Here is an 18801-nt window from a genome sequence, read left to right on the forward strand (position 1 = left end):
TACCATTGCGACTTGCGCAACACCAAACGGGTGGCTGTCTTTTGGGCGCATATGCAACAAGAGATCAAAAACATTGAGCGGCTTTTCGTGGGAACATGACCAGCTTGCGGGCTTTGCAGCCATTCGTCATTTTCACACCGACGGCAGGTTAAACACACGCCGCTAGACATGAGGCGCACAGGTCGAGATACTCAGCTCATTCTTGAAATGTCATTATTGTGGATTATTCCCAAAAGCTATCCGACCACTATCACCACGGAAACCTGTTATCGGCCATTCAAGCTGGTCTGGAAAAACAAGGCATCCAACCCCAAAACGCCAGTGTTGAAAATCTGGGAGCAGTTGACTAATTTCATATTGGAGGACGACAGGCGAGCGTCCATTTCCTCGATCAGCTTGCCATAACCGGATCGTAAACCTTGCTTGATATCGGGTGTGGCTTGGGCGGTTCGGCGCGGTTTGTGGCAAAGCAATATGGCGCGCAGATCACCGGGATCGACCTCACGTCGGAATATGTTGAAACCGGACAAGTGCTTTGCGATTGGGTTGGTCTTTCGGATCGTATCAAGCTGCACCACGGTAGTGCGCTTTCACTGCCATTCGCAGATTCAAGTTTTGATGGCGCTTTCATGATGCATGTCGGCATGAACATCCAAAACAAGACAGCCCTGTTTGCCGAAGCCGCACGGGTGCTGAAGCCGGGCGCCAAGTTTGGCATCTACGATATCATGAAAACCAACGATGACGCCCTTGCCTACCCTGTGCCTTGGGCGACAACGTCTGAGACCAGTTGGCTTGCCGAGCCAAAGGAATACCGTCAGGCGCTAGAGGTCAGCGGGTTTCAAGTGACGTCGGAAGAGGACCGTCGCAACTTTGCGGAGGGCTTTTTCAAAGCAATGAAAGCCGCCATCGAAGCGGGCAATGGTCCTCCTCCCCTCGAGTTACATGTTCTGATGCAGCAATCCACTGCTCAGAAAATTCCCAATATGGTCGCGAACTTGATGGCGGGCCGGATTTCACCTGTCGAAATGATCGCGACGAAGGCAACGGATGAATAGTCCAAACCGCCAAATCATTTGGAATCCCGGTGAAAATTGCATTCACTGTCGAGATCGCTGGCCGCCTGCCCACCGGCGCGTTGGTTGAGGACGTAATCAAACAAGTGGACGGGGAAACGGACGGCTACGCCTCCTACTTCATGTTCAACTGCGCACATCCAGACCATTTTTCAAAGGCATTAAATGATGGTTTGTGGATCAAACGTCCTAGCAGTATTGTCGCGAATGCATCGAGGTGTAGCCACGAGGAATTGGATGAAGCAAAGGTCCTTGATGCGGGCAACACTATAGAGCTTGGCGAACAGCTTGCCCGAATTAGACAAATGTTCCCTCATATAAATGCCCTTGGCGGTTGCTGCGGTACAGGTATGCGGCGTCTGCAAAGCATCGCAAAGAGTGCCATTCGCTAAAGCAGACCTTAGCTGTAACGCCGAAATTCGGTATTAAGGGCTCGTTGCCGACATTCGCTGCATTTGCACACGAGATTAACGCTAAATAGAAAGGCGAGAGGCGGCTATGCGGACAAAGTGAGCATAGGTTCCAATCCCTCGAATGGCGGCTTTCGATACTTGGCGCTTTCAGCAAACAGGTGGGAATCTGCTCAAGACATCGATTTGTTTGCGGTTGATATCTAACGATTGCCAGGTGTATTTTTTAAGAGCAGGCAAAGGTTGGAATTATTGGCGTTTCCACGTTTCAGATCCGATGGCGTTGGAGCCGCCATACGTCCAGATACCGCTCCATTGCCCATTTTCCTGCTCTACAAACAGCGCCAATCCGAAATTGTCACCTGATCCATATGAGACTGCGAGTGCTGTGTCGTTCTCTACAGCCTCACCGAAGATGATTGAGCCTTTGAGGTTTGCAGCGCCGATGGCCGTGCCAATATATTCCTCCCCTTCAACTTGCCATATCACCGTGTATGTGTCGCCATTTATCTCGACAGCGACCGTACCATCATAAGGCGTACTATCGCCTGGATTGACGCCAACAACATCGTAAACTCCAATTGGCTGAGCGACTGCTGCTTGAACGCCGATAAAGAGAAGTGTGGATGCCAAGGTTATAAACGGCTTCATGGTTTCGGTCCCTATTTGCAAAAGTTTGTTTGTCTGAACCTCAGCCCATCTCCTCTTGGCACTCAAGCGCCGCTTCCAGAGCCTGGTAACTCCCTGTGAGGTCGATCGCCATAACTTCACCGTCTTCGGTGTACAGTGTCATTGTTTGTTTTACTGCGAGATCAAACAGAAAGTCGGGATTATCGAAGAGAATATCGGCCCCTGGCACGTCTTCGAGGTAAATTCCTACTGCTTCAGCATCATAGTCTTCACCGTCGAGCGAGAAGAGAACCGAATAAAATTCACCCTCTTCGATATCCCCCCAGGCCATGTTGAATGCAGTGACATAAGCGCCGCCCTGTGTGCGATCAAAACCGATGCGTACAATAGAACCGTCGTCAAATTCAGACTGGATTAGACAGCCGTCTCCCAATGAGGGGTCAACCATCACATCCCAATAGTCTGACGCCCCCCACTGCTCAAGTGTTTGGGCTTGCAAAGGGCTGCTGGCAGCAGCGCAAATCATCATTATTGTGGTTGCGATAGCAGTAGTCTTCATCTTGTGTCCCACTTTATTCCAGTTGCGTTAGTTAGACTCTCTCTTTTTACTGATAGCAACTCGTTACTCAATAAATTCCCCTTGGCAGCGACTGCTATCAGCTGTCCGGCGAACTGATCGAATATTGACGTTGGCTGAAATTCCGGAAAAATCACATGCCAGAAAACGATAGCACAAACGGCTTATTTTTTGTCAGATTTTTGTATTTTGCAAAAGAAACTGACATTCAGGCACACTGCAGCAACGACTAATAAGGGCTCAGACCCGCCGTTCGCCGCGATTGCACACAAAAACGGCGTCGAGGCGTGAAGCTAACGTCGACACAGCGGACTTAGTGACACTTCAATCAGCTCAGACCAAAACCGTTACACTTAGATCACGGTAGTTATCTGGGACAATTTCGCCATAGGAAAAGCACTCTAAGGTAAGCTCATTGTTTTCGACGAAGACAACGAAGCCAGTCAACAGCTCACCAACCTCTCCATTGACGATCGGTTTATCCAGCACCAATCTTTCAACGGGTAAATCATTCGAACTCAACGTTAAAAAGTACCCCTTCCCAGTGAAGTCAAGACCAACCAGTTTGCCGTGCGAACACACTTCATCCACAAGCCGCGCAGTAAGGACGTCAGTTGCAAGCAATTCAATAACATTCTTTTCAAAGCTCTTTAGGACACTCAAGAATTCAACTCCATTCCCTTTATTTTAGGTTTGCTCACAAGACAAAGGCCATGTCAAAATGGGCTCTTTGCTGCCGTTCGCTGCTAAAAGATCAATTGTTGCTTTCATCCGAATGCAATGCAGCGAAAAAAATCAGGGGTGGATTACATCCACCTGCTGCGAACGAGACCTGAACCTTAATGCGCGGTGACGCCAAATCTTCGACGCACTTTGCCTTCGGCAATATTGATTGAACTTATTTTGTGAAATTGCAGCAACGGCTTTTCAGCCGGAACCTAATCCCATATGGATTTGATTGGGCTTTTCGACCGGTAAAGATGCTGTACGTTATTCGTCTTCGGGCAATGGGCACGTTAGACGCCCGATAATTAGGAGCCATCCTACTCAAAACTCTTTGACGTGTGATTACTTAGATATTCAACAAAGACTCGGACTTTATTCGCCAGATTGCGACCACTTGGATAAACAGCGCTTATTGGCGTGACCGATGGCTCCAGCGGGAAATCGGGTAAAATGGGCACTAATGCACCGGAATCAAGTTCACCCCGCACGACCCATGTCGGTAGCATGGCGACGCCCAGGCCTGATTTGACTGCTTCTTTCAGAAGCGTAAGGTTCCCAGCTTGAATGCGGCCGGACACTGGCACCTCCAACGTGCCCTCTGGTGACCTGAATTGCCATGTTCGTTGGCCCGACCCAACGTGAAAAGACATGCATGACACCTTACTTAATTCATCTGGATGCATTGGCGTGCCATTCTGTTCAAGGTATCCTGGGCTTGCGACGACGAGCGATCGGCTTGTTGTTAGGCGGCGTGCCATCAGGTTTGAATCCTCAAGGTGCCCAACACGGATAGCGACATCAATGCCGCGACCAACCAAGTCTTCCAAGGTAGCGGATGTCACAAACTGGATCCGTATAGCTGGATACAAGCTTAGAAAATCAGGCAGCATCGGTGACAAGAAGGTGACGGCCAAATCTGCCTCTGCGGTGACCCGCAGTATGCCGGAGGGCGCATTGCTGGCTTGCGATACTGCGCGGCGCGCCTCGTCTACATCTTCAATGATTTGCCGAGCATGGCGCAGATAGATTTCGCCGGCCTCAGTCAGAACCTGCTGGCGTGTTGTGCGTTGTAGCAGGCGGGTGCCCAGATCCTCTTCAAGCCGTGCGATTTGTCGTGATACCGCGGAAGGCGTCGCTTGCGTACTGCGCGCCACAGCGGAGAAGCTCCCCTCATCGGCGACCTGCACAAACAAACGTAATAGCGTGATGTTTTCCATTTGTGCCCTTTTCGCACAGATCATGTTCTCAATGGATGACTTACTGCCAAGTGAACATAAATCATACAAGAAACAGAGAAGGCGCAAAACTTAATACCGCTTTGGGCCAAATGCATAATGGAGAGAAACATGAAACGTATTGAAAATAAAACATCCCGATTGGCTATGGCGATCGCTGCGGCCAGTTTCAGTGCCTTGTTTGCCGGAAGCGCAATCGCCGAAGATAACGTTGGCCGCGCTTATGATGAAGTCGAATTCACCGAAGGCGCGCCGGGTGTTCATTTTGGCCTGCTTTGGGGCGATTGGGCCACGGGACCGTTTTCGATGATCGTCAAAATCGAAGCTGGTGCAAAAGCCCCTGATCACCATCACCCAGCAAACTACGACGGTGTCTCAATTCAAGGCAATTGGGTGCATACCTACGCCGATGGCGTCGAGCAGATCGTCACGCCGGGGTCATATGCATATCAGCCTGCACATGAAGTCCACGGCGACAGGTGTCGTGGACCAGAGGACTGCATCATCCTCATACAGATGGATGGCCCGAACGGGTTCATCGTTGCTGAGTAGCTCTTGAGTAAACAGATACTCTAACGGCTCCCGCTTTGGGATTATGACCGGCAGGTCAGACATATCAATAAGGTGGGGGTCGCAGCCCTGAGAAATCACATGAACTAATTGGAGAGATTTAAGTGACGTTTCTAGATTGCCGAACTCAAGCTGTTAAGGTGGCTTCGGGATTACTTCGTAGTATCGCGCTTTTGGCGATGATTGGGCAAGCCCAAACTGCCGTTGCGGGCCCTGACGATACCGAAAGGACAGCTCGCACGATATTTGGGGAAATCGTGTGGAATGAATTCCCCGGCGGGCGTGCGATAGCGGATGTCGTTGGAGACTTTAAAACAGGTCCACACCTGAAGTTCGTTCGATTTGACGCAGGTGTAAAAACCCTACCTCACATCCACTCTCATAGTTATGTTGGCATTGTTGTTAAAGGTAGAGCGCGCCATTTTGAGCCCGGCAATCCGTCGACCGAGACAATTCTAGAGCCTGGATCAACTTGGTCGATCAACGCTGGCGTTCCCCATATTAGTGAGTGCCTTGCAGGATCTGAGTGCTTGTTTGCAACACAATCCGACGGACCGTTTGACTCCGCACCCGCAGATTAACTCTACATTGGTCTCTTTTAGAGATACAAATTACTGTAACTCTAGATACGGAAAAGGGAGTGTAAATGTCCTATATTGCAAGCGACGTCGTCATCTCAGAGGAAGAGATCCGTGCGATATTGCCAGACCAATATGATACCCAGGTTGGGAAGATCATCAATTCCATCGATGACCTTTGCCGGACGTGGATAGAGCGCTCTCCGTTTATCGTTATGTCGACTGTGGACAAGGGTGGAAAAATTGATACGTCGCCAAAAGGCGACCCAGCAGGCTTTGTCGAAGTCATCGACTCCCAAACCCTTGCAATCCCTGATCGCCCCGGAAATAATCGGTTCGACAGCTTCCTCAATATCATCGCGACGGGGCGGATTGGTCTTGTGTTTTTTGTGCCAAATCGCAGCGAGGTTGTCCGCATCAGCGGGACTGAGCAGGTTGTGCGGGATTTTGATTGCGTAACTCGATGGCAATTAACTCTCGGGTGCCTGATTTTGCAATTCTGGTGAAAGTTAAAGAAGCGTTCTTTCATTGTGGAAAATCCATAACGCGCTCAAAGCTCTGGTCGCCAGAGCTTGCCGAAACAATTGAGGGTCTGGCGACCTATAGTCAGGCGCTTGAATTACATGTGACGTTGGACAGCCCTTCGTCAGAAATGAAACACACAGATTGAGTTTACCACTGCTCTGGACCGCGCACTTTGTGTCGACAGTTGAAAATTTTGGAGGATTACATACTATGAGCCGCAAAATCTCTGCCTTGATGGGCGCACTTACCGCTGATGCTGCGGGCCTAGGTCTGCATTGGTTGTACGATGTTGAGCGCATTGCGCAGGTTGTCGGTGACCGGCCTGCCGCGTTCACACCTATCAATGGCGCGAATTTTGAAGGAGTGTCCGGATACTTCGCCCACGGCATGCGGCGTGATGGGCAGTTAAGCCAATACGGCGAAACACTTGCCTTGGTAATGCGTTCAATCATTGCCGAAGGCCGCTTTGAAGCTTCAGCATATCAAGCTGCGTATGCTGCGCACTTTGGTGCCGGTGGCGCCTATGTAGGCTACATCGACCGCCCAACAAGAGGCACTTTGGCCAACATCGCAGCAGGTGTGTTAAGCCCGTCAGGTGTAGATGATGACCAGCATCCAGCCGTTGCGACCCTACCTGCAATTCTCGCCAAATATGGTAACGATACAGCCAGGGTCAAGGCCGCGATGGAAGTTACGAACGTCAATAAAATGGCAGCAGATTACAGCGGCATTATCGCAACCGCCCTCGCAGCTATCATCGATGGTACGGACCTCAAGGACGCTTTGGATGCCGCCGCAAAGTCAGACCCGCTTTTGCAAGATGCGTTGAATTCAAACGTAGGATCAGTCGCCTATGGAGAAGTCACCAAGCGTGCATGCCATCTTGATCAAGGCGTGCCTCTAAGTTGGCATATCCTCGCAAATACGACATCCTATCAAGAAGCCGTTGAGGCAAATATACGGACTGGTGGTGATAGTGCTGGGCGCGCGATGATCGTAGGCGCACTTGCTGGTGCCGCATATGGAATGGCCGAAATTCCGGACGCTTGGTTGGAAGCAATGGACAATAGTGACGCGTTGTTGGCGCAGGCAAAACAACTTGCTGCGTAGTTGATCATCGTCTCTTATACCTCTTAGCCAAAAGGACCCTCTTCATGGAAAACCGCCCCCCATTGCCACCCTTCACCTATGATACCGCTGTCCAAAAAGTGCGCATGGCCGAAGACGGTTGGAACACCCGAGATGCTGCGAAAGTCGCCACTGCCTACACACTTGCTACCAATTGGCGCAACCGAACGACCTTCGTGACGAACCGTGAGGCGGCAGAGGCATTCCTGAAGGAAAAATGGGTTCGCGAACGCGATTACCGCCTGATAAAAGAACTTTGGGCTTTCACGGGTTCACGCATCGCCGTCCGTTACGCCTACGAATGGTGCGACGACAAGGGCAACTGGTTTCGCTCATACGGGAATGAAAACTGGGAGTTCGCCGAGAACGGGCTAATGCAAAATCGTTTTGCCAGCATCAACGACCTGCCTATATCGGAAGCTGAACGGAAGTTTCACTGGCCTCAAGGTCGCAGGCCCGACGACCACCCGGGGCTTTCCGAGCTGGGGTTGTGAACGCATATTCGCGGGCTGGAAGCTGTGCTCCTGATCGACGCGGGACATTTTGTGACATGGGAACGACCTGAGGATGTCACGAATGGCATGATGTGGTTTCGTCACTCAATGCTGGGGCCAGACCTTCCGATTTTTGAGCGTTCGCGGTATTATGATTTGCCAACAAAACCCATACATAAGGCAGAAGGTTGGGGTGTTAACCTAGGCATTGCACCTAAAAAGGTCAGCTAAGACTCTTTTTCCAGAGCCCTGCGATTTGCTTAAGAAACAGATGGTGGAGCTCGTCTTTTTTTGAAAATTTAAGCTTACGTGACAGCTTGTTCGACAGGGCATCCACGGGGGCGGCATATACCTTCGTTACATAGACGACAATTGCGCCGGGCAGAGCTCTGGTCGCCTGTGAGCGTTTGTAGCATAGTTGCGAGCACTGGCAGCAATGCTTCTCTTTGTTCGGCACTCAGGTTTTCGACGATCCGCGTCGTCACATTTTCCCGCGCAGCCAAGACTGCCTTCGCGCGAGTGTCACCATCTTTGGTCAAACGCAGCACAACGGCACGTCGATCTTGTGCGCTTGGTTTACGTTCAACCAATCCCTCAGTTTCGAGACCATTTATCAATCGAACTGCACCAGAATGCGTCACATTCAAGATGCGGCGCAGAACGTCGATGCTCTCATTGGGGTGGTTGAAAACCGTAACAAGAGCGGACGCCGCGCTTCCGCTGCGGAGGCCTACTCCACCAACGTTCTCATCAATGGCGCTCGAGAGCGTTGTCGCAAAAGCCCCTAAGAGGTTGTTTATATATAGTTCTGTGTTCATGCAGCGATATTTATATGATTAAGTCACATAAAACAATAGGCAAGGAGTTGATTTCCATTTACGTGACTGACTCACATACTTTCACAACGGAGAAACCAATGCCTAATATGTCCCGCCGTCTCGCAATGGTCACATCCGCGCCCATGATAGCGCTTGCCGCTTTTGGTAGCGGCGTAATGCCCGCCAGTGCTGATGAGGCTTGGGCCTCTGAGAAGAAGTTTGTCGAAGTCTTCGGACAAAAGATGGCCTACATTGAGCGCGGCGAAGGTAAACCTATCGTGTTCGTGCATGGTAACCCGACGTCTTCTTACCTGTGGCGCAATGTCATCCCTCATGTTGAAGGTCACGGTCGGATCATCGTTATGGACCACATGGGCATGGGCGATAGCGATAAACTGCCAGCATCCGTTGAAGGCAGGTATCGGCTCGTCACCCAAGCAAAATATTTTGCTGAATTCATGCGTCAGATCGATGCACAGCAGGACGTGACGTTGGTACTGCATGACTGGGGCGGGGCAGTTGGCTTTGATTGGGCACTTCACAATCATGGCAGTCTGCGCGGTATCGCCTATATGGAGACCTTCGTAAAACCGCTAGAATGGGAAGACCTCCCCGAGGATTTTCACCCAACCTTGAAAGCTGTGCGCTCAGACGAAGGTGAACAACTAGTTCTCGAAGAGAACATGTTTATTGAAGGCATGTTACCAGGTGTCACTGGCCGTCCTTTGACTGAAGAAGAAATGACTGAGTATCGCCGCCCATATCTGAACGCTGGTGATGACCGTCTGGCGACTTTGCAATGGGCGCGTGAGGTCCCGATCGGTGGTTCACCTGCTGATGTTGCTGAACGGATCGGTAATTACTCAGCATGGTTAGAAACCAGCGAAGTGCCAATGCTGTTTGTTGATGCAGAACCCGGCGTTTTCATCACTGGAAATACACGTGCCTTTGCACGCAGCTTGCCAAATCAGACAATTGCCGAAGCCAAAGGCCTGCATTTCATGCAGGAAGATGATCCTGACACCATCGGTGCCGCTGTATCGTCCTTCGTCTCGGGTCTCGAGTAACATCTCTAGCAAAAGGGAGGGGCTCTGATCCTTCCCGAAAATGCACTGCCAGAAAAAACTACAGACCATCAACGGCAAGAAGATGGCCTTTGTCTAAGTCGGCGATCCGATTGTGTTCTTGCACGGTGTTTCAACATCTTCCTATCTATGGCGCAACATTATGCCAAATCTCGAAGACAAAGGCCGGCTGATCGCGCCTGACCTCATCGGCATGGGAGATCCCGAGAAATTGGACGACACAGGCCACGACAGCTATTCCGTGCCAAATCACGTATCCTATCTTTTCCCACACCTCGAAGAACTTGGCTGTACGGAAAACATCACGCTGATCTTGCATGATTGGGGTTCTGGCCTTGGTTTCCACTATGCAAACACACATCCTGACACCATCAAAGCCATCGCATTTATGGAAGGTATTCTTACGATCTTTCCAGAAATGGCCGACTTCCCCGAAGGCCTCCAAGAAGTGATTGGCATGTTCAGCTTACCTGAAAGTGACAAGGTTGTTCTGGAAGAGAATTTTTTAACGAAACCTTGCTCCCAGTGGCCATTTCGCGTGATTTGACTGAAGAAGAACATGCTGAGTATCGCCCCACAATGCAGGTGAAGGTCGCCGTCCATGCGTTGTCATCATAAGGGCTGTTAACGGGGCGCTCGCCCTGGCAGAAAATCTCTTTGATCCGGCTGCTGAAATAGAAATAGCACTGTATGAACTGGTCTATGAAAACCAGTTCGGAGAAGTAGATCTCGCCGTCGCCTATGATCATCGTGCAAACAGTATGCACGGCACCTTCGGTAAATTTCCTGCTAACTTTGAAACACCACTCCACACACACCGGAGCCTATCATGCCATCGTTCTGAAGGGTGTAATGACCAACCCCTATCCTGGAATGGACGCCAAAGAACCTGAGCCAGGCTCCTATTGGTATATTTCCACTGGTGCAGAACACACTACTGCTTGTATCTCCGCCAAGCCATGCGAATGGATTTTTTGTGCGGACGGAAAGTTTGACTTCGCCGTTGTCGAATAGACCGTCTTACTAATTTCGTTTTTTACCCGACAATCCCCAAGCGCAGTCTGTCCGGTAGTTTCCTTCTACGGTAGGAAAGCGCATTGAGCACAACTGTTTCACTTGGCTCAATTAAAACCAGAAATGATCAGCCTAACATGTTACGGTTGGCACTGGTTCACTGTGCAGAATACGAAATTTTGGGCTCAATGTAGACCTTTGCTGCACAGTGCTCGAACGGCCAGTTTTCATCTTTGGGGCGTAAGTTATGCAGACCGTGTGAAAACTCAGACCAGTGGCCGAAGCTCTGCCTGTAGCCTCGGATTTCCCATTCTTGCTACACTCGCACCGGACGGAGGCCCAAAGGCCACCTTTGAACGGTTTCAGGCAATCTAAAAGCAGTTTTTGCGGGGGGATTGGCCCTATTCCGCCAAAATTTGCTGGGTGCGGCGATCAAACCCTTCACACCCACCTGATTCAACGCACGTCGGATGTTGTAAGCGAGCGCGGTCAGACCGAACTCGCCGCGAACGTTTTCTAAACGACGCATCAGGCACGCACTCTGGTTCATGGATTGCTTGATCGTACCAAAGGGATGTTCAACGGTGTTGCGCCGTTGGGTCAGTATTTCTGGATTTTCTCGGAGCCGCTTTGCTATCGGTTCAAGAACCGCGTCCCCTTCATTTCGCGTCACTGTTCGGTAAGTACCCTTGGTGCATTTTGATAGCCTCGGGCATCCTGCGCAGGCTTTAACATCGCAATAGTCCAGTTTGACGTTCGTGCGCACAAGTGAGCGTCGTCCAAGCATCAGTTCTTTCCCTCAGGGCAGACCTAAACGTCTTTTCGGGATCGTAGGTAAATTCTTCTCTTCAGATAAGACCCGCTGCCACGGCTGAGCCGCGCAGAGGTTTGGGGACATACGCCTCAATTCCTCGAGCGTCGCATTCTGTGATGTCCTCAATCTGGAAGTAGCCCTTGTCGGCAACGGCCTTGATCTCTGTGACACCCAAGTTCTGCATTGTCGCTGCCGTTGTCTCGGCGAGAAAGCCATAGTCAAGAACCCGGTTGTGAACCTGTTGTTCAGCGATCAATTTGTGTTTGGTATCGACGGCAATCTGAATGTTGTAGCCCACACCAACCTTCGTCATGCGTGCCATGGCTCTGCTATCGGGATCTGTCTGTGATATTTGAGTTTCGCCGCTGTGCTCCAGGGTTTGAAGATGTGCGATCAAACGGTCTCGCTTGCCTTTGATCGCGTCGATCTTACCCCGTAGATCGCCCAACTTAGGGCTGCCAGTTGTGATGCTGTCTGCGCAATCTGTCTGATCCAGTTCGTTCAGGTATCGTTCAAGACGTTCGTCACTTTGCAGGATGTGCTTTGCCAAAGATCTTTGGCAAAGTTGCGGTTCTTGTTGTTCACAGCCTTGATCCGGGTTCCATCAACTGCAAGAAGTTTGCGACCGTACAGGTTAAGCTCCCGACACAAAACAACAAACTGGCGGAAGACTTTTCGAAAGGCGGCGCGGTTTATCCGTCGAAAGTCAGCGATTGTTTTGAAGTCTGGCTTGAGCTGGCGCATCACCAAATGACTTCGATGTTGCGATAGGTTTCCACTTCAAGGTGTCAACTTGGGCGAACCCGGTTCAAATAACCATAGATGTAGAGCTTCAGCAGATCCTTTGATCATATCCAGGCCGACCTGTCGATTTTGGGTGCGCGCGTTGGAAACCAAAATGAGAAATATCTGGGCCATCTGCAAAGGCTTCTATGAACCGGGCTGGGTTTTCCGGACCGACATAGTCATCCACAGTCTCGGGCAAAAGCAGAAGCTGGGATCGCGATATTTCTGAAATATGTGACATAGGAAAGTGTACCACCAAGGCGGAATTCTGTGAATCCCCGATGCACCCTAAAACTCAAGAAGTTTTCTGACAGTCTCCATGATGTTTGCAACACCATGGAGATGTCATGAAGACAAGGTCACTGGGGCGGTGCACAAATCAGATGCAGAACTAACCGTGCTATGACTACCAAATTCTCTTGTTCAGCGAACTAATTTGAGGCTCGACTTACTGACTTTTGGGTCAGGGGCTCACTGTTCCGTTGCAGTGCGGCGTACGACACCAAGGGTGGAAAGCCGACATTCGCTGCGCTCCGCGCCGGGGTCTGCTATGCGGGCTGTACTGCCGTCGCGGGTAAAACCAAGATGGTGACTTTTGATGTAAAGAGGCTCTTGGCAGCAGCTGGCAGTGCTGCATTGGGCTCTGCCAAAGCAAGCGCGGGCAAAGGCAGGCAGTATCTTGCACTACCGGAATTCAAGATGCAGATCAGGGCCCGCCCTCAAATTCAAGTCTGCATGAATTTCATTTGTTGCAGGGAGTGTACTCCATTTAGGACGCCTAGCGTAAAGCATTCAGGCGGCCAAGAACATCCAGTCCCTGACCCTTCAGCCAGTGAAGTAAGTCGATAAATACCCAATTTTCTGAGAGTTTGTCACCACCACGGCGATAGATGTCGACCACACGGAATTCACCGGCTTTGCCGGTTGCAGGCAAACCCATAAAGCCGCCTGTTGCCGTGGCTGTGAAATTGGGCCACCCAAAGAAACCACCGAATTCACCTTCGGCGAGGCGGCACAAATGCCCTGTGCCTGTGCGATTTGTGAAACTGGCGCGGAAGGGGCCTGCGTGTTGTTCGGCGTAGCGCTCGATTGTATAGGTGGCGCCGACACCAGCGGGACCCCACCAGATCATATCATCGTTCCAAGTGCGGGCCAGTTCCTCCACCAGCGGCAGGCCCGATTGCCAAGTGCCTAGATCGTTGATCATCGCATTGATCACAGCGAGGGTTTTCTCGCCCTCTGCCGCGTCTTGTGCAACGTCCATGCGGCCTGTGTGGGTTACAGGGCCAGGTTGGATCAAATGTGCGGCTGTCTGAGGCGGGAAGGGGTTTACGCCTGCTTGGACCATGAGGTGTGGGATGTCGCAAAACAGGGCCGTCTCGATAATCTTGCCGTTATCGACCTTTGAAAATTCGGCGTAACGTAGGAAAGTCATTTTGCGTGTCGCTGGGATGCCAAGCCAAGGCGCATCATGCAGTCCCATAAGATGGCCCATTGAAACGACCCAAATGGATTGGAAGTCATCCATCTGGTTGCGCCCAGCCATAAAGATATCCTCGCGCCGCGTGAGGGACGTAAGCGCGGTTTTAAGCGGAGACCAGAAGGCGTCGGCCACCTCTTGCGCGCCATTGCGAATGTCGAATGGATGCATGCCTCGCCAGAGGTAGTCGGCGGCCGAATGAACCGCCAACACGGCTGCCACAGCATTGGGGGAAGCGGCGTCCACGGCTGCTTGATAAGCGCGGACAACGGCTTTTGCGTCTTGGAACTCTGACATGAATTACCCTTTTACAGCGCCTGCGGTGAGGCCACTGACGATTTGGCGTTGGAAAAACAGGATGAGGACAAAGAGCGGTGCGGTGGCCGAGACAACTGCTGCGACAGCGAACATCACGTTCCCTTCAACTTGGGTAGAGCCGAGGAAGCTGGCGATTTTTGGTATCATCGTCTGGTTCTCTTGATTGAGCAACAGGGCCGTCACGGTGAAGTCATTGTATGCCAGCAGGAAGGAGAACAACCCTGTGGTGATCACACCGGGCCACATGACGGGTACGATGACATGGCGGAACGCTTGGAACCGCGTGCAGCCATCAACCATTGCGCTTTCGTCCAGATCCTTTGGGATGTTGAGAAAGAAGGAATGCAGCATCCAGAGTGTGAAGGGCTGGTTGATCGCAACAAGGACCACGATGGTGGTGGGGATATGCCCCCAAAGGTTCCACTCGAAGAAAGGTAAGAGGTAGCCGGAGACCAGAGTAATATGTGGCATTGCGCGGAACACCAGTGCCAGCATCAGCAGCCAGAAGGCATAGCGGTAGCCAGAGCGTGCAAGGGCATAGCCACCAAGCGTCCCGAGTGTCAGCGAGATGATAACAGTGAAGAAGACGATGATGCCCGTGTTGAGGGCCGCGCGCCAGAATTCCTTTTCGATCCATGCACCTTCATAGCCTGCGCCTGTGAAGGGACCGCCTGTTTCTATCACCGTGCGGGTGCCCCACAGCGCATTCATCCAATCCGCTTTGGAAAAGAAATCGCCTTGAACTTTGAATGAGCCCCAAAGGGTCCAGAGAAATGGGAAGGCCGCGATCACGATCCATGCCAACACAAGGACGGAGGAGATGAGGGCCAGTGGGGTCGAGCGGCGTTTGGATGCGATTGCCATAGGTTACACCGCCTTGCGGTTAAAGTCGCGCCATGTGCGGATCAGCACGGGCGTCAGGAGGATCGCTACACCGAACACGGTGAGCATGGAGGTCGCGGCGGCGGAGGCATATTGCGCGTTATCGCCTAATAGATCGCCATAAATTTCGGTGGAAAGGGACGAGGCATTGGCCTGTGCGGAGAAGCCGATGATCGGCTCGAACACACGAAAATTATCCATCAGCTGGATCAGCGCGACAAAAACAAATAGCGGACCCATGTAGGGGATCACAACATAGCGAATACGCTCCCATCGGCTGGCCCCGTCGATCATGGCCGCCTCAAGCGTCTCTTCGGGCACAGTTTGAAGGCCTGCGTAGAAGACAACAAAGGCGAAGGGGATGCCGTGCCAGACACCATAGGTGAATAGGGTGAGCCAAGTAAGTAACGGCGATGCTTTAAGCGACAGGGCAGGGTCGTTGAATATATATTGCAGAGCTTTGCCAAGAATGCCGTCCGCGTCGATCATCCAGTAAAGGATCAGCGAACCGATCAACGGTGTCACGATCATCGGCAGGAGCGAGATAAAGATCGTAGGCCCTTTGAGCAATTTAGGCAGACCGTTCACACCCAGGGCAACAGCCAGCCCGAAGAGGATAACAAGCGGCGTGACGACTGCGGTATAGGCAAGGGTAAAGGCGAGCGCTTTGTAGAAAGGCAGGTTCATGACACGGGAAAAGAACGCCCCCCAGCTGTCGGCACCTGACCATGCAGCAGATATCTCGGCGGTGGCGAGGTGGCCGCGGTCCACATAGGTGCCAAAGCCGTTGAACCTACCCAAAGGAGCGGCCTCTTTGAGCTTGGCGGAAGCCTCGACATCTACGGAGGTGCTCTGCTTGCAGCCGAAGGGGCCGCAGTTCTCGGACGTGACGAGGATTTGTTCATGTTCGACGTGAAGGGACTGCACAATCACGGAGACAAGCGGGAAGGCGATGAACAGGAGCATCGCAAGGGCGGAAGGCAGGATGAACCAGAAAAAGGTGCGATGGGGCATCAGCTTCGACCTAACAATTTATGAAAACGGCAATTTGTGAGAACGCTTAGTTGTTCGGGGGTGACTTGAGGCTCACCCCCGAACTATTTGATTTACTGCAAGAAGCCTTGCTCTTTTGCGGAGGTTGTATAGGCGGCAACCACATCAGCCAACGCCTGTTCTGCACTCTCGGAGCCTTGCAAGAACTCGGCGAGGTTGTCACCCAATGCGGAGTGCATCAGGCCAACGTAGGGCAGCATCGGGTAAGGGTTTGCACCGCCTTCGGCCGACGCGATCACACCGGCCGATGCAGGCGTGGCTACATATGCGGGGTTGAGCCATACAGCTGCGTCTTGGTTTGCTTTGACTACATCCTCGCCCAGGCCAATCATCATCGCCTGAAAGCTTGCGGCTGCATCTTCATCAGATACGTTGGACGCAATGGTGAAGCCATCCCACCAAAGAGTTGTCGCTGGTGTCGCACCGCCGCCAAGTGTGGGGGCTGCTGCCAGAACGGTTGTGCTTACAACGTCCTCCGAGGAACCTTCATTGTCCAGAACTGCTGCGCCGCGAGAGCCCCACATGACGGAAAGGGCAGTATCGCCCGCTTCCCAAAGTGCTTGTGTCGCGTTGGAATCGAACGTGAGGTAGTCTGGATTAGAATATTCTGTTAGGCTTTTGAGCATGTTAAGCGCTGCAACGCCGCTTTCGTTCTCGATTGCCGGCACGGCACTGCCTGCCTCAAACAACTCACCGCCAGTACCCATGTACATGTTGATGAATTCCTCTGCGAGGTTCCAGCCTGCACCAGTATTCAGAGCAACAGGATGCTCCATGATGCCTGCTGCGCGAATTGCCTCGGCTGCGGCGACAACTTCTTCATAGGAAGTGGGCACTGCAACACCGGCTTTTTCCAGTACATCGGAGCGGTAGAAGAGGTGCTGTGCGTTGGCCATAAAGGCAACAGCCATGACTTTGCCGTCAACAGTCACTTTGTTCACGCTGGGCAGATCAGGCGCGTATTGGGCGATCAGGTCATCAAGCGGGCGCACAAGCCCGTCATTGAGAAGGGCCACGATGGAAGAGTTCGCAACCACTGCGACGCTATATTCCGCTGGTGTGCCGCTCATGCCGGGTGCGTTAAGGGTTTGGTGCTCTTTTGTCATGTTTGCAGTGACGGTGAGGCCGTCGCCTGCGCATGCTTTTGCGACATCCGTGATGGCGTGGATTGCAGGGAAATCATTGGCGATGATCGATACGTTGCCTGCGCCGATACCGCAGCCTGCTATTGCTGTGGTGCCTGAAAGAACGGCGAATACCGTACCCAGAGCTGCTGTTTTAAACATGTTCATGAAGTTCTATCCCTATCGTATCGGCGCTCAATCCTCGAAAGGCGGGGCCGTTGATTATAGTTGCCGACAATCGTTGGCGTTGTGGTCTGACGAATCGAGTGCCGTCTGCATACGTGTGCAATTTAATCCGCAAACGGGATCGTTAAGCAAGTCTTTTCTCACCAATTCGAATATATGCAATAGCTTATAAAAAAGAGTTGCATCGTAAAAGGAATGCTGCATTTATTGAATGCAAACGTATGCAAGGAGATGTGCAATGGCGGAAGTCCAACTCCGTAATATTTCGAAAAAGTGGGGTGATTTTGTCGGCGTTGCTGACTTTGACCTGACCATTGCAGACCGTGAATTTCTGGTTTTGCTTGGGCCGTCTGGCTGCGGCAAGACGACGACCATGCGCATGATTGCAGGGCTTGAAGAGGCCTCAGGTGGGGACATTCTGATTGATGGCAAGCGCGTCAATGATCTTGATCCCAAAGACCGCGATGTTGCGATGGTTTTTCAGAGCTATGCGCTCTATCCGAACATGGATGTGTACGAAAATATCCGCTTCCCACTCAAGGTGCGTGGCATTCCGAAAGAAGAGCATGACGACCGTGTGCGCCGCGCCAGTGCGATGGTAGAGCTTGATGAATTCCTGCACCGTCGCCCTGCCGAGTTGTCGGGTGGCCAGCGCCAGCGCGTGGCCTTAGCCCGTGCAATTGTGCGTGAGCCGAACGTGTTTTTGATGGATGAGCCGCTGTCTAATTTGGATGCAAAGCTGCGCGTGTCCACCCGTGCCCAGATCAAAAACCTGAGCCATGAACTCAAGGTCACTACTATCTATGTGACCCATGACCAAATTGAGGCGATGACCCTTGCTGACCGCGTGGTGGTTATGAACAAAGGTGTTGTGCAGCAGGTCGGCTCACCTACGGAAATCTATGATCGTCCGGCAAATGCATTCGTGGCCAGTTTTATCGGTAGCCCTGCGATGAACCTCGTCGAGGGGGCTTTGAAAAGCGGTACATTCACCGCGCCGAATGTAGAGATTAAAGGGCTGACGGGGCCTGATGGTCCCGCAACGCTAGGTTTTCGGGCGGAGGATGCCACGGCGTCAGAGGCGGGGCAGATCACTGCGCCGATCTATGCGCTTGAGCTGTTGGGTGATGCCACGATGATCACGGTGAAATCGGGCGGTGCGTTGGTGTCGGTAAAGGCGCATAAAGATTTTCGAGCCAAGATTGGTGCCACTTTTGTTGCCACTGTTCCCGCCGATATGTGCCACTTGTTTCACAGCGAAACTGGCGAACGTCTTTAATTTCCAAGGTAGA

The 18801-nt window shown here is 52.0% G+C and carries 22 protein-coding genes; 11 read left to right on the forward strand and 11 right to left on the reverse strand.

The window, feature by feature from the left end; genetic code table 11:
- The first annotated feature begins 419 nt into the window (after nucleotides 1-419).
- Together V7775_RS14045 and V7775_RS14050 are read left to right on the forward strand one after the other, a co-directional pair.
- Complete coding sequence (locus V7775_RS14045) at nucleotides 420-1058, forward strand: class I SAM-dependent methyltransferase (RefSeq protein ID WP_335752540.1); 639 nt, start codon at nucleotides 420-422, stop codon at nucleotides 1056-1058.
- Nucleotides 1059-1087: 29 nt separating this feature from the next.
- Nucleotides 1088-1468, forward strand: a complete 381-nt coding sequence (locus V7775_RS14050; RefSeq protein WP_335752541.1) for a homocysteine S-methyltransferase family protein — start codon at nucleotides 1088-1090, stop codon at nucleotides 1466-1468.
- A 267-nt stretch (nucleotides 1469-1735) separates the two neighbouring features.
- Here the strand turns inward: V7775_RS14050 and V7775_RS14055 are convergent, their stop codons facing one another.
- The 4 genes from V7775_RS14055 to V7775_RS14070 form a co-directional block, all read right to left on the reverse strand.
- Nucleotides 1736-2137: a hypothetical protein gene (locus V7775_RS14055; protein WP_335752542.1), complete on the reverse strand. Its 402-nt coding sequence runs from the start codon at nucleotides 2135-2137 to the stop codon at nucleotides 1736-1738.
- A gap of 40 nt (nucleotides 2138-2177) precedes the next feature.
- Complete coding sequence (locus V7775_RS14060; protein ID WP_335752543.1) at nucleotides 2178-2675, reverse strand: hypothetical protein; 498 nt, start codon at nucleotides 2673-2675, stop codon at nucleotides 2178-2180.
- Between the two features lie 351 nt (nucleotides 2676-3026).
- Entirely contained in the window at nucleotides 3027-3356 is a 330-nt protein-coding gene (locus V7775_RS14065) for a hypothetical protein (RefSeq protein WP_335752544.1), read from the reverse strand.
- Between the two features lie 380 nt (nucleotides 3357-3736).
- Entirely contained in the window at nucleotides 3737-4636 is a 900-nt protein-coding gene (locus tag V7775_RS14070) for a LysR family transcriptional regulator (protein WP_335752545.1), read from the reverse strand.
- A gap of 129 nt (nucleotides 4637-4765) precedes the next feature.
- Here V7775_RS14070 and V7775_RS14075 point away from each other — a divergent pair, with 129 nt between their 5' ends.
- From V7775_RS14075 to V7775_RS14095, 5 genes are all read left to right on the forward strand, one after another.
- Nucleotides 4766-5206 (forward strand): cupin domain-containing protein, encoded by a 441-nt coding sequence (locus V7775_RS14075; RefSeq protein ID WP_335752546.1) that lies wholly within the window; start codon nucleotides 4766-4768, stop codon nucleotides 5204-5206.
- 122 nt (nucleotides 5207-5328) lie between these two features.
- Nucleotides 5329-5805, forward strand: a complete 477-nt coding sequence (locus tag V7775_RS14080) for a hypothetical protein (protein WP_335752547.1) — start codon at nucleotides 5329-5331, stop codon at nucleotides 5803-5805.
- Nucleotides 5806-5870: 65 nt separating this feature from the next.
- Nucleotides 5871-6308 carry a pyridoxamine 5'-phosphate oxidase family protein gene (locus V7775_RS14085; RefSeq protein ID WP_335752548.1) on the forward strand — a complete coding sequence of 146 codons (438 nt, stop codon included), beginning with the start codon at nucleotides 5871-5873 and terminating at the stop codon, nucleotides 6306-6308.
- 229 nt (nucleotides 6309-6537) lie between these two features.
- Complete coding sequence (locus V7775_RS14090) at nucleotides 6538-7437, forward strand: ADP-ribosylglycohydrolase family protein (RefSeq protein ID WP_335752549.1); 900 nt, start codon at nucleotides 6538-6540, stop codon at nucleotides 7435-7437.
- Between the two features lie 44 nt (nucleotides 7438-7481).
- Nucleotides 7482-7949, forward strand: coding sequence for a nuclear transport factor 2 family protein (locus tag V7775_RS14095; RefSeq protein ID WP_335752550.1), 468 nt, complete (start codon nucleotides 7482-7484; stop codon nucleotides 7947-7949).
- Nucleotides 7950-8254: 305 nt separating this feature from the next.
- Here V7775_RS14095 and V7775_RS14100 read toward each other — a convergent pair whose 3' ends face one another.
- Nucleotides 8255-8767, reverse strand: a complete 513-nt coding sequence (locus tag V7775_RS14100) for a MarR family winged helix-turn-helix transcriptional regulator (RefSeq protein ID WP_335752551.1) — start codon at nucleotides 8765-8767, stop codon at nucleotides 8255-8257.
- Nucleotides 8768-8865: 98 nt separating this feature from the next.
- Between V7775_RS14100 and V7775_RS14105 the strand changes: the two genes are divergently transcribed.
- Nucleotides 8866-9834, forward strand: a complete 969-nt coding sequence (locus tag V7775_RS14105) for a haloalkane dehalogenase (RefSeq protein WP_335752552.1) — start codon at nucleotides 8866-8868, stop codon at nucleotides 9832-9834.
- Between the two features lie 160 nt (nucleotides 9835-9994).
- Complete coding sequence (locus V7775_RS14110) at nucleotides 9995-10399, forward strand: alpha/beta fold hydrolase (RefSeq protein WP_443070123.1); 405 nt, start codon at nucleotides 9995-9997, stop codon at nucleotides 10397-10399.
- Nucleotides 10400-11182: 783 nt separating this feature from the next.
- Here V7775_RS14110 and V7775_RS24770 read toward each other — a convergent pair.
- Nucleotides 11183-11653, reverse strand: coding sequence for a transposase (locus V7775_RS24770; protein ID WP_443070124.1), 471 nt, complete (start codon nucleotides 11651-11653; stop codon nucleotides 11183-11185).
- Nucleotides 11654-11714: 61 nt separating this feature from the next.
- Nucleotides 11715-12230, reverse strand: coding sequence for a transposase (locus tag V7775_RS14115; protein ID WP_335752554.1), 516 nt, complete (start codon nucleotides 12228-12230; stop codon nucleotides 11715-11717).
- Between V7775_RS14115 and V7775_RS14120 the strand changes: the two genes are divergently transcribed.
- Nucleotides 12224-12451, forward strand: coding sequence for a hypothetical protein (locus V7775_RS14120; protein ID WP_335752555.1), 228 nt, complete (start codon nucleotides 12224-12226; stop codon nucleotides 12449-12451). The genes V7775_RS14115 and V7775_RS14120 overlap by 7 nt on opposite strands.
- Nucleotides 12452-13244: 793 nt before the next feature.
- Here V7775_RS14120 and V7775_RS14125 read toward each other — a convergent pair.
- From V7775_RS14125 to V7775_RS14140, 4 genes are all read right to left on the reverse strand, one after another.
- Nucleotides 13245-14243 (reverse strand): ester cyclase, encoded by a 999-nt coding sequence (locus V7775_RS14125; protein WP_335752556.1) that lies wholly within the window; start codon nucleotides 14241-14243, stop codon nucleotides 13245-13247.
- 3 nt (nucleotides 14244-14246) lie between these two features.
- Complete coding sequence (locus V7775_RS14130) at nucleotides 14247-15128, reverse strand: carbohydrate ABC transporter permease (protein WP_335752557.1); 882 nt, start codon at nucleotides 15126-15128, stop codon at nucleotides 14247-14249.
- Nucleotides 15129-15131: 3 nt separating this feature from the next.
- Nucleotides 15132-16160 (reverse strand): carbohydrate ABC transporter permease, encoded by a 1029-nt coding sequence (locus V7775_RS14135; protein ID WP_335752558.1) that lies wholly within the window; start codon nucleotides 16158-16160, stop codon nucleotides 15132-15134.
- Between the two features lie 92 nt (nucleotides 16161-16252).
- Nucleotides 16253-17491 (reverse strand): ABC transporter substrate-binding protein, encoded by a 1239-nt coding sequence (locus V7775_RS14140; protein ID WP_335752559.1) that lies wholly within the window; start codon nucleotides 17489-17491, stop codon nucleotides 16253-16255.
- A 256-nt stretch (nucleotides 17492-17747) separates the two neighbouring features.
- Between V7775_RS14140 and V7775_RS14145 the strand changes: the two genes are divergently transcribed.
- Entirely contained in the window at nucleotides 17748-18788 is a 1041-nt protein-coding gene (locus V7775_RS14145) for an ABC transporter ATP-binding protein (RefSeq protein WP_335752560.1), read from the forward strand.
- Nucleotides 18789-18801: the final 13 nt, after the last annotated feature.

The sequence above is a fragment of the Sulfitobacter sp. genome, assembly GCF_036960155.1.
Taxonomy (GTDB): domain Bacteria; phylum Pseudomonadota; class Alphaproteobacteria; order Rhodobacterales; family Rhodobacteraceae; genus Sulfitobacter.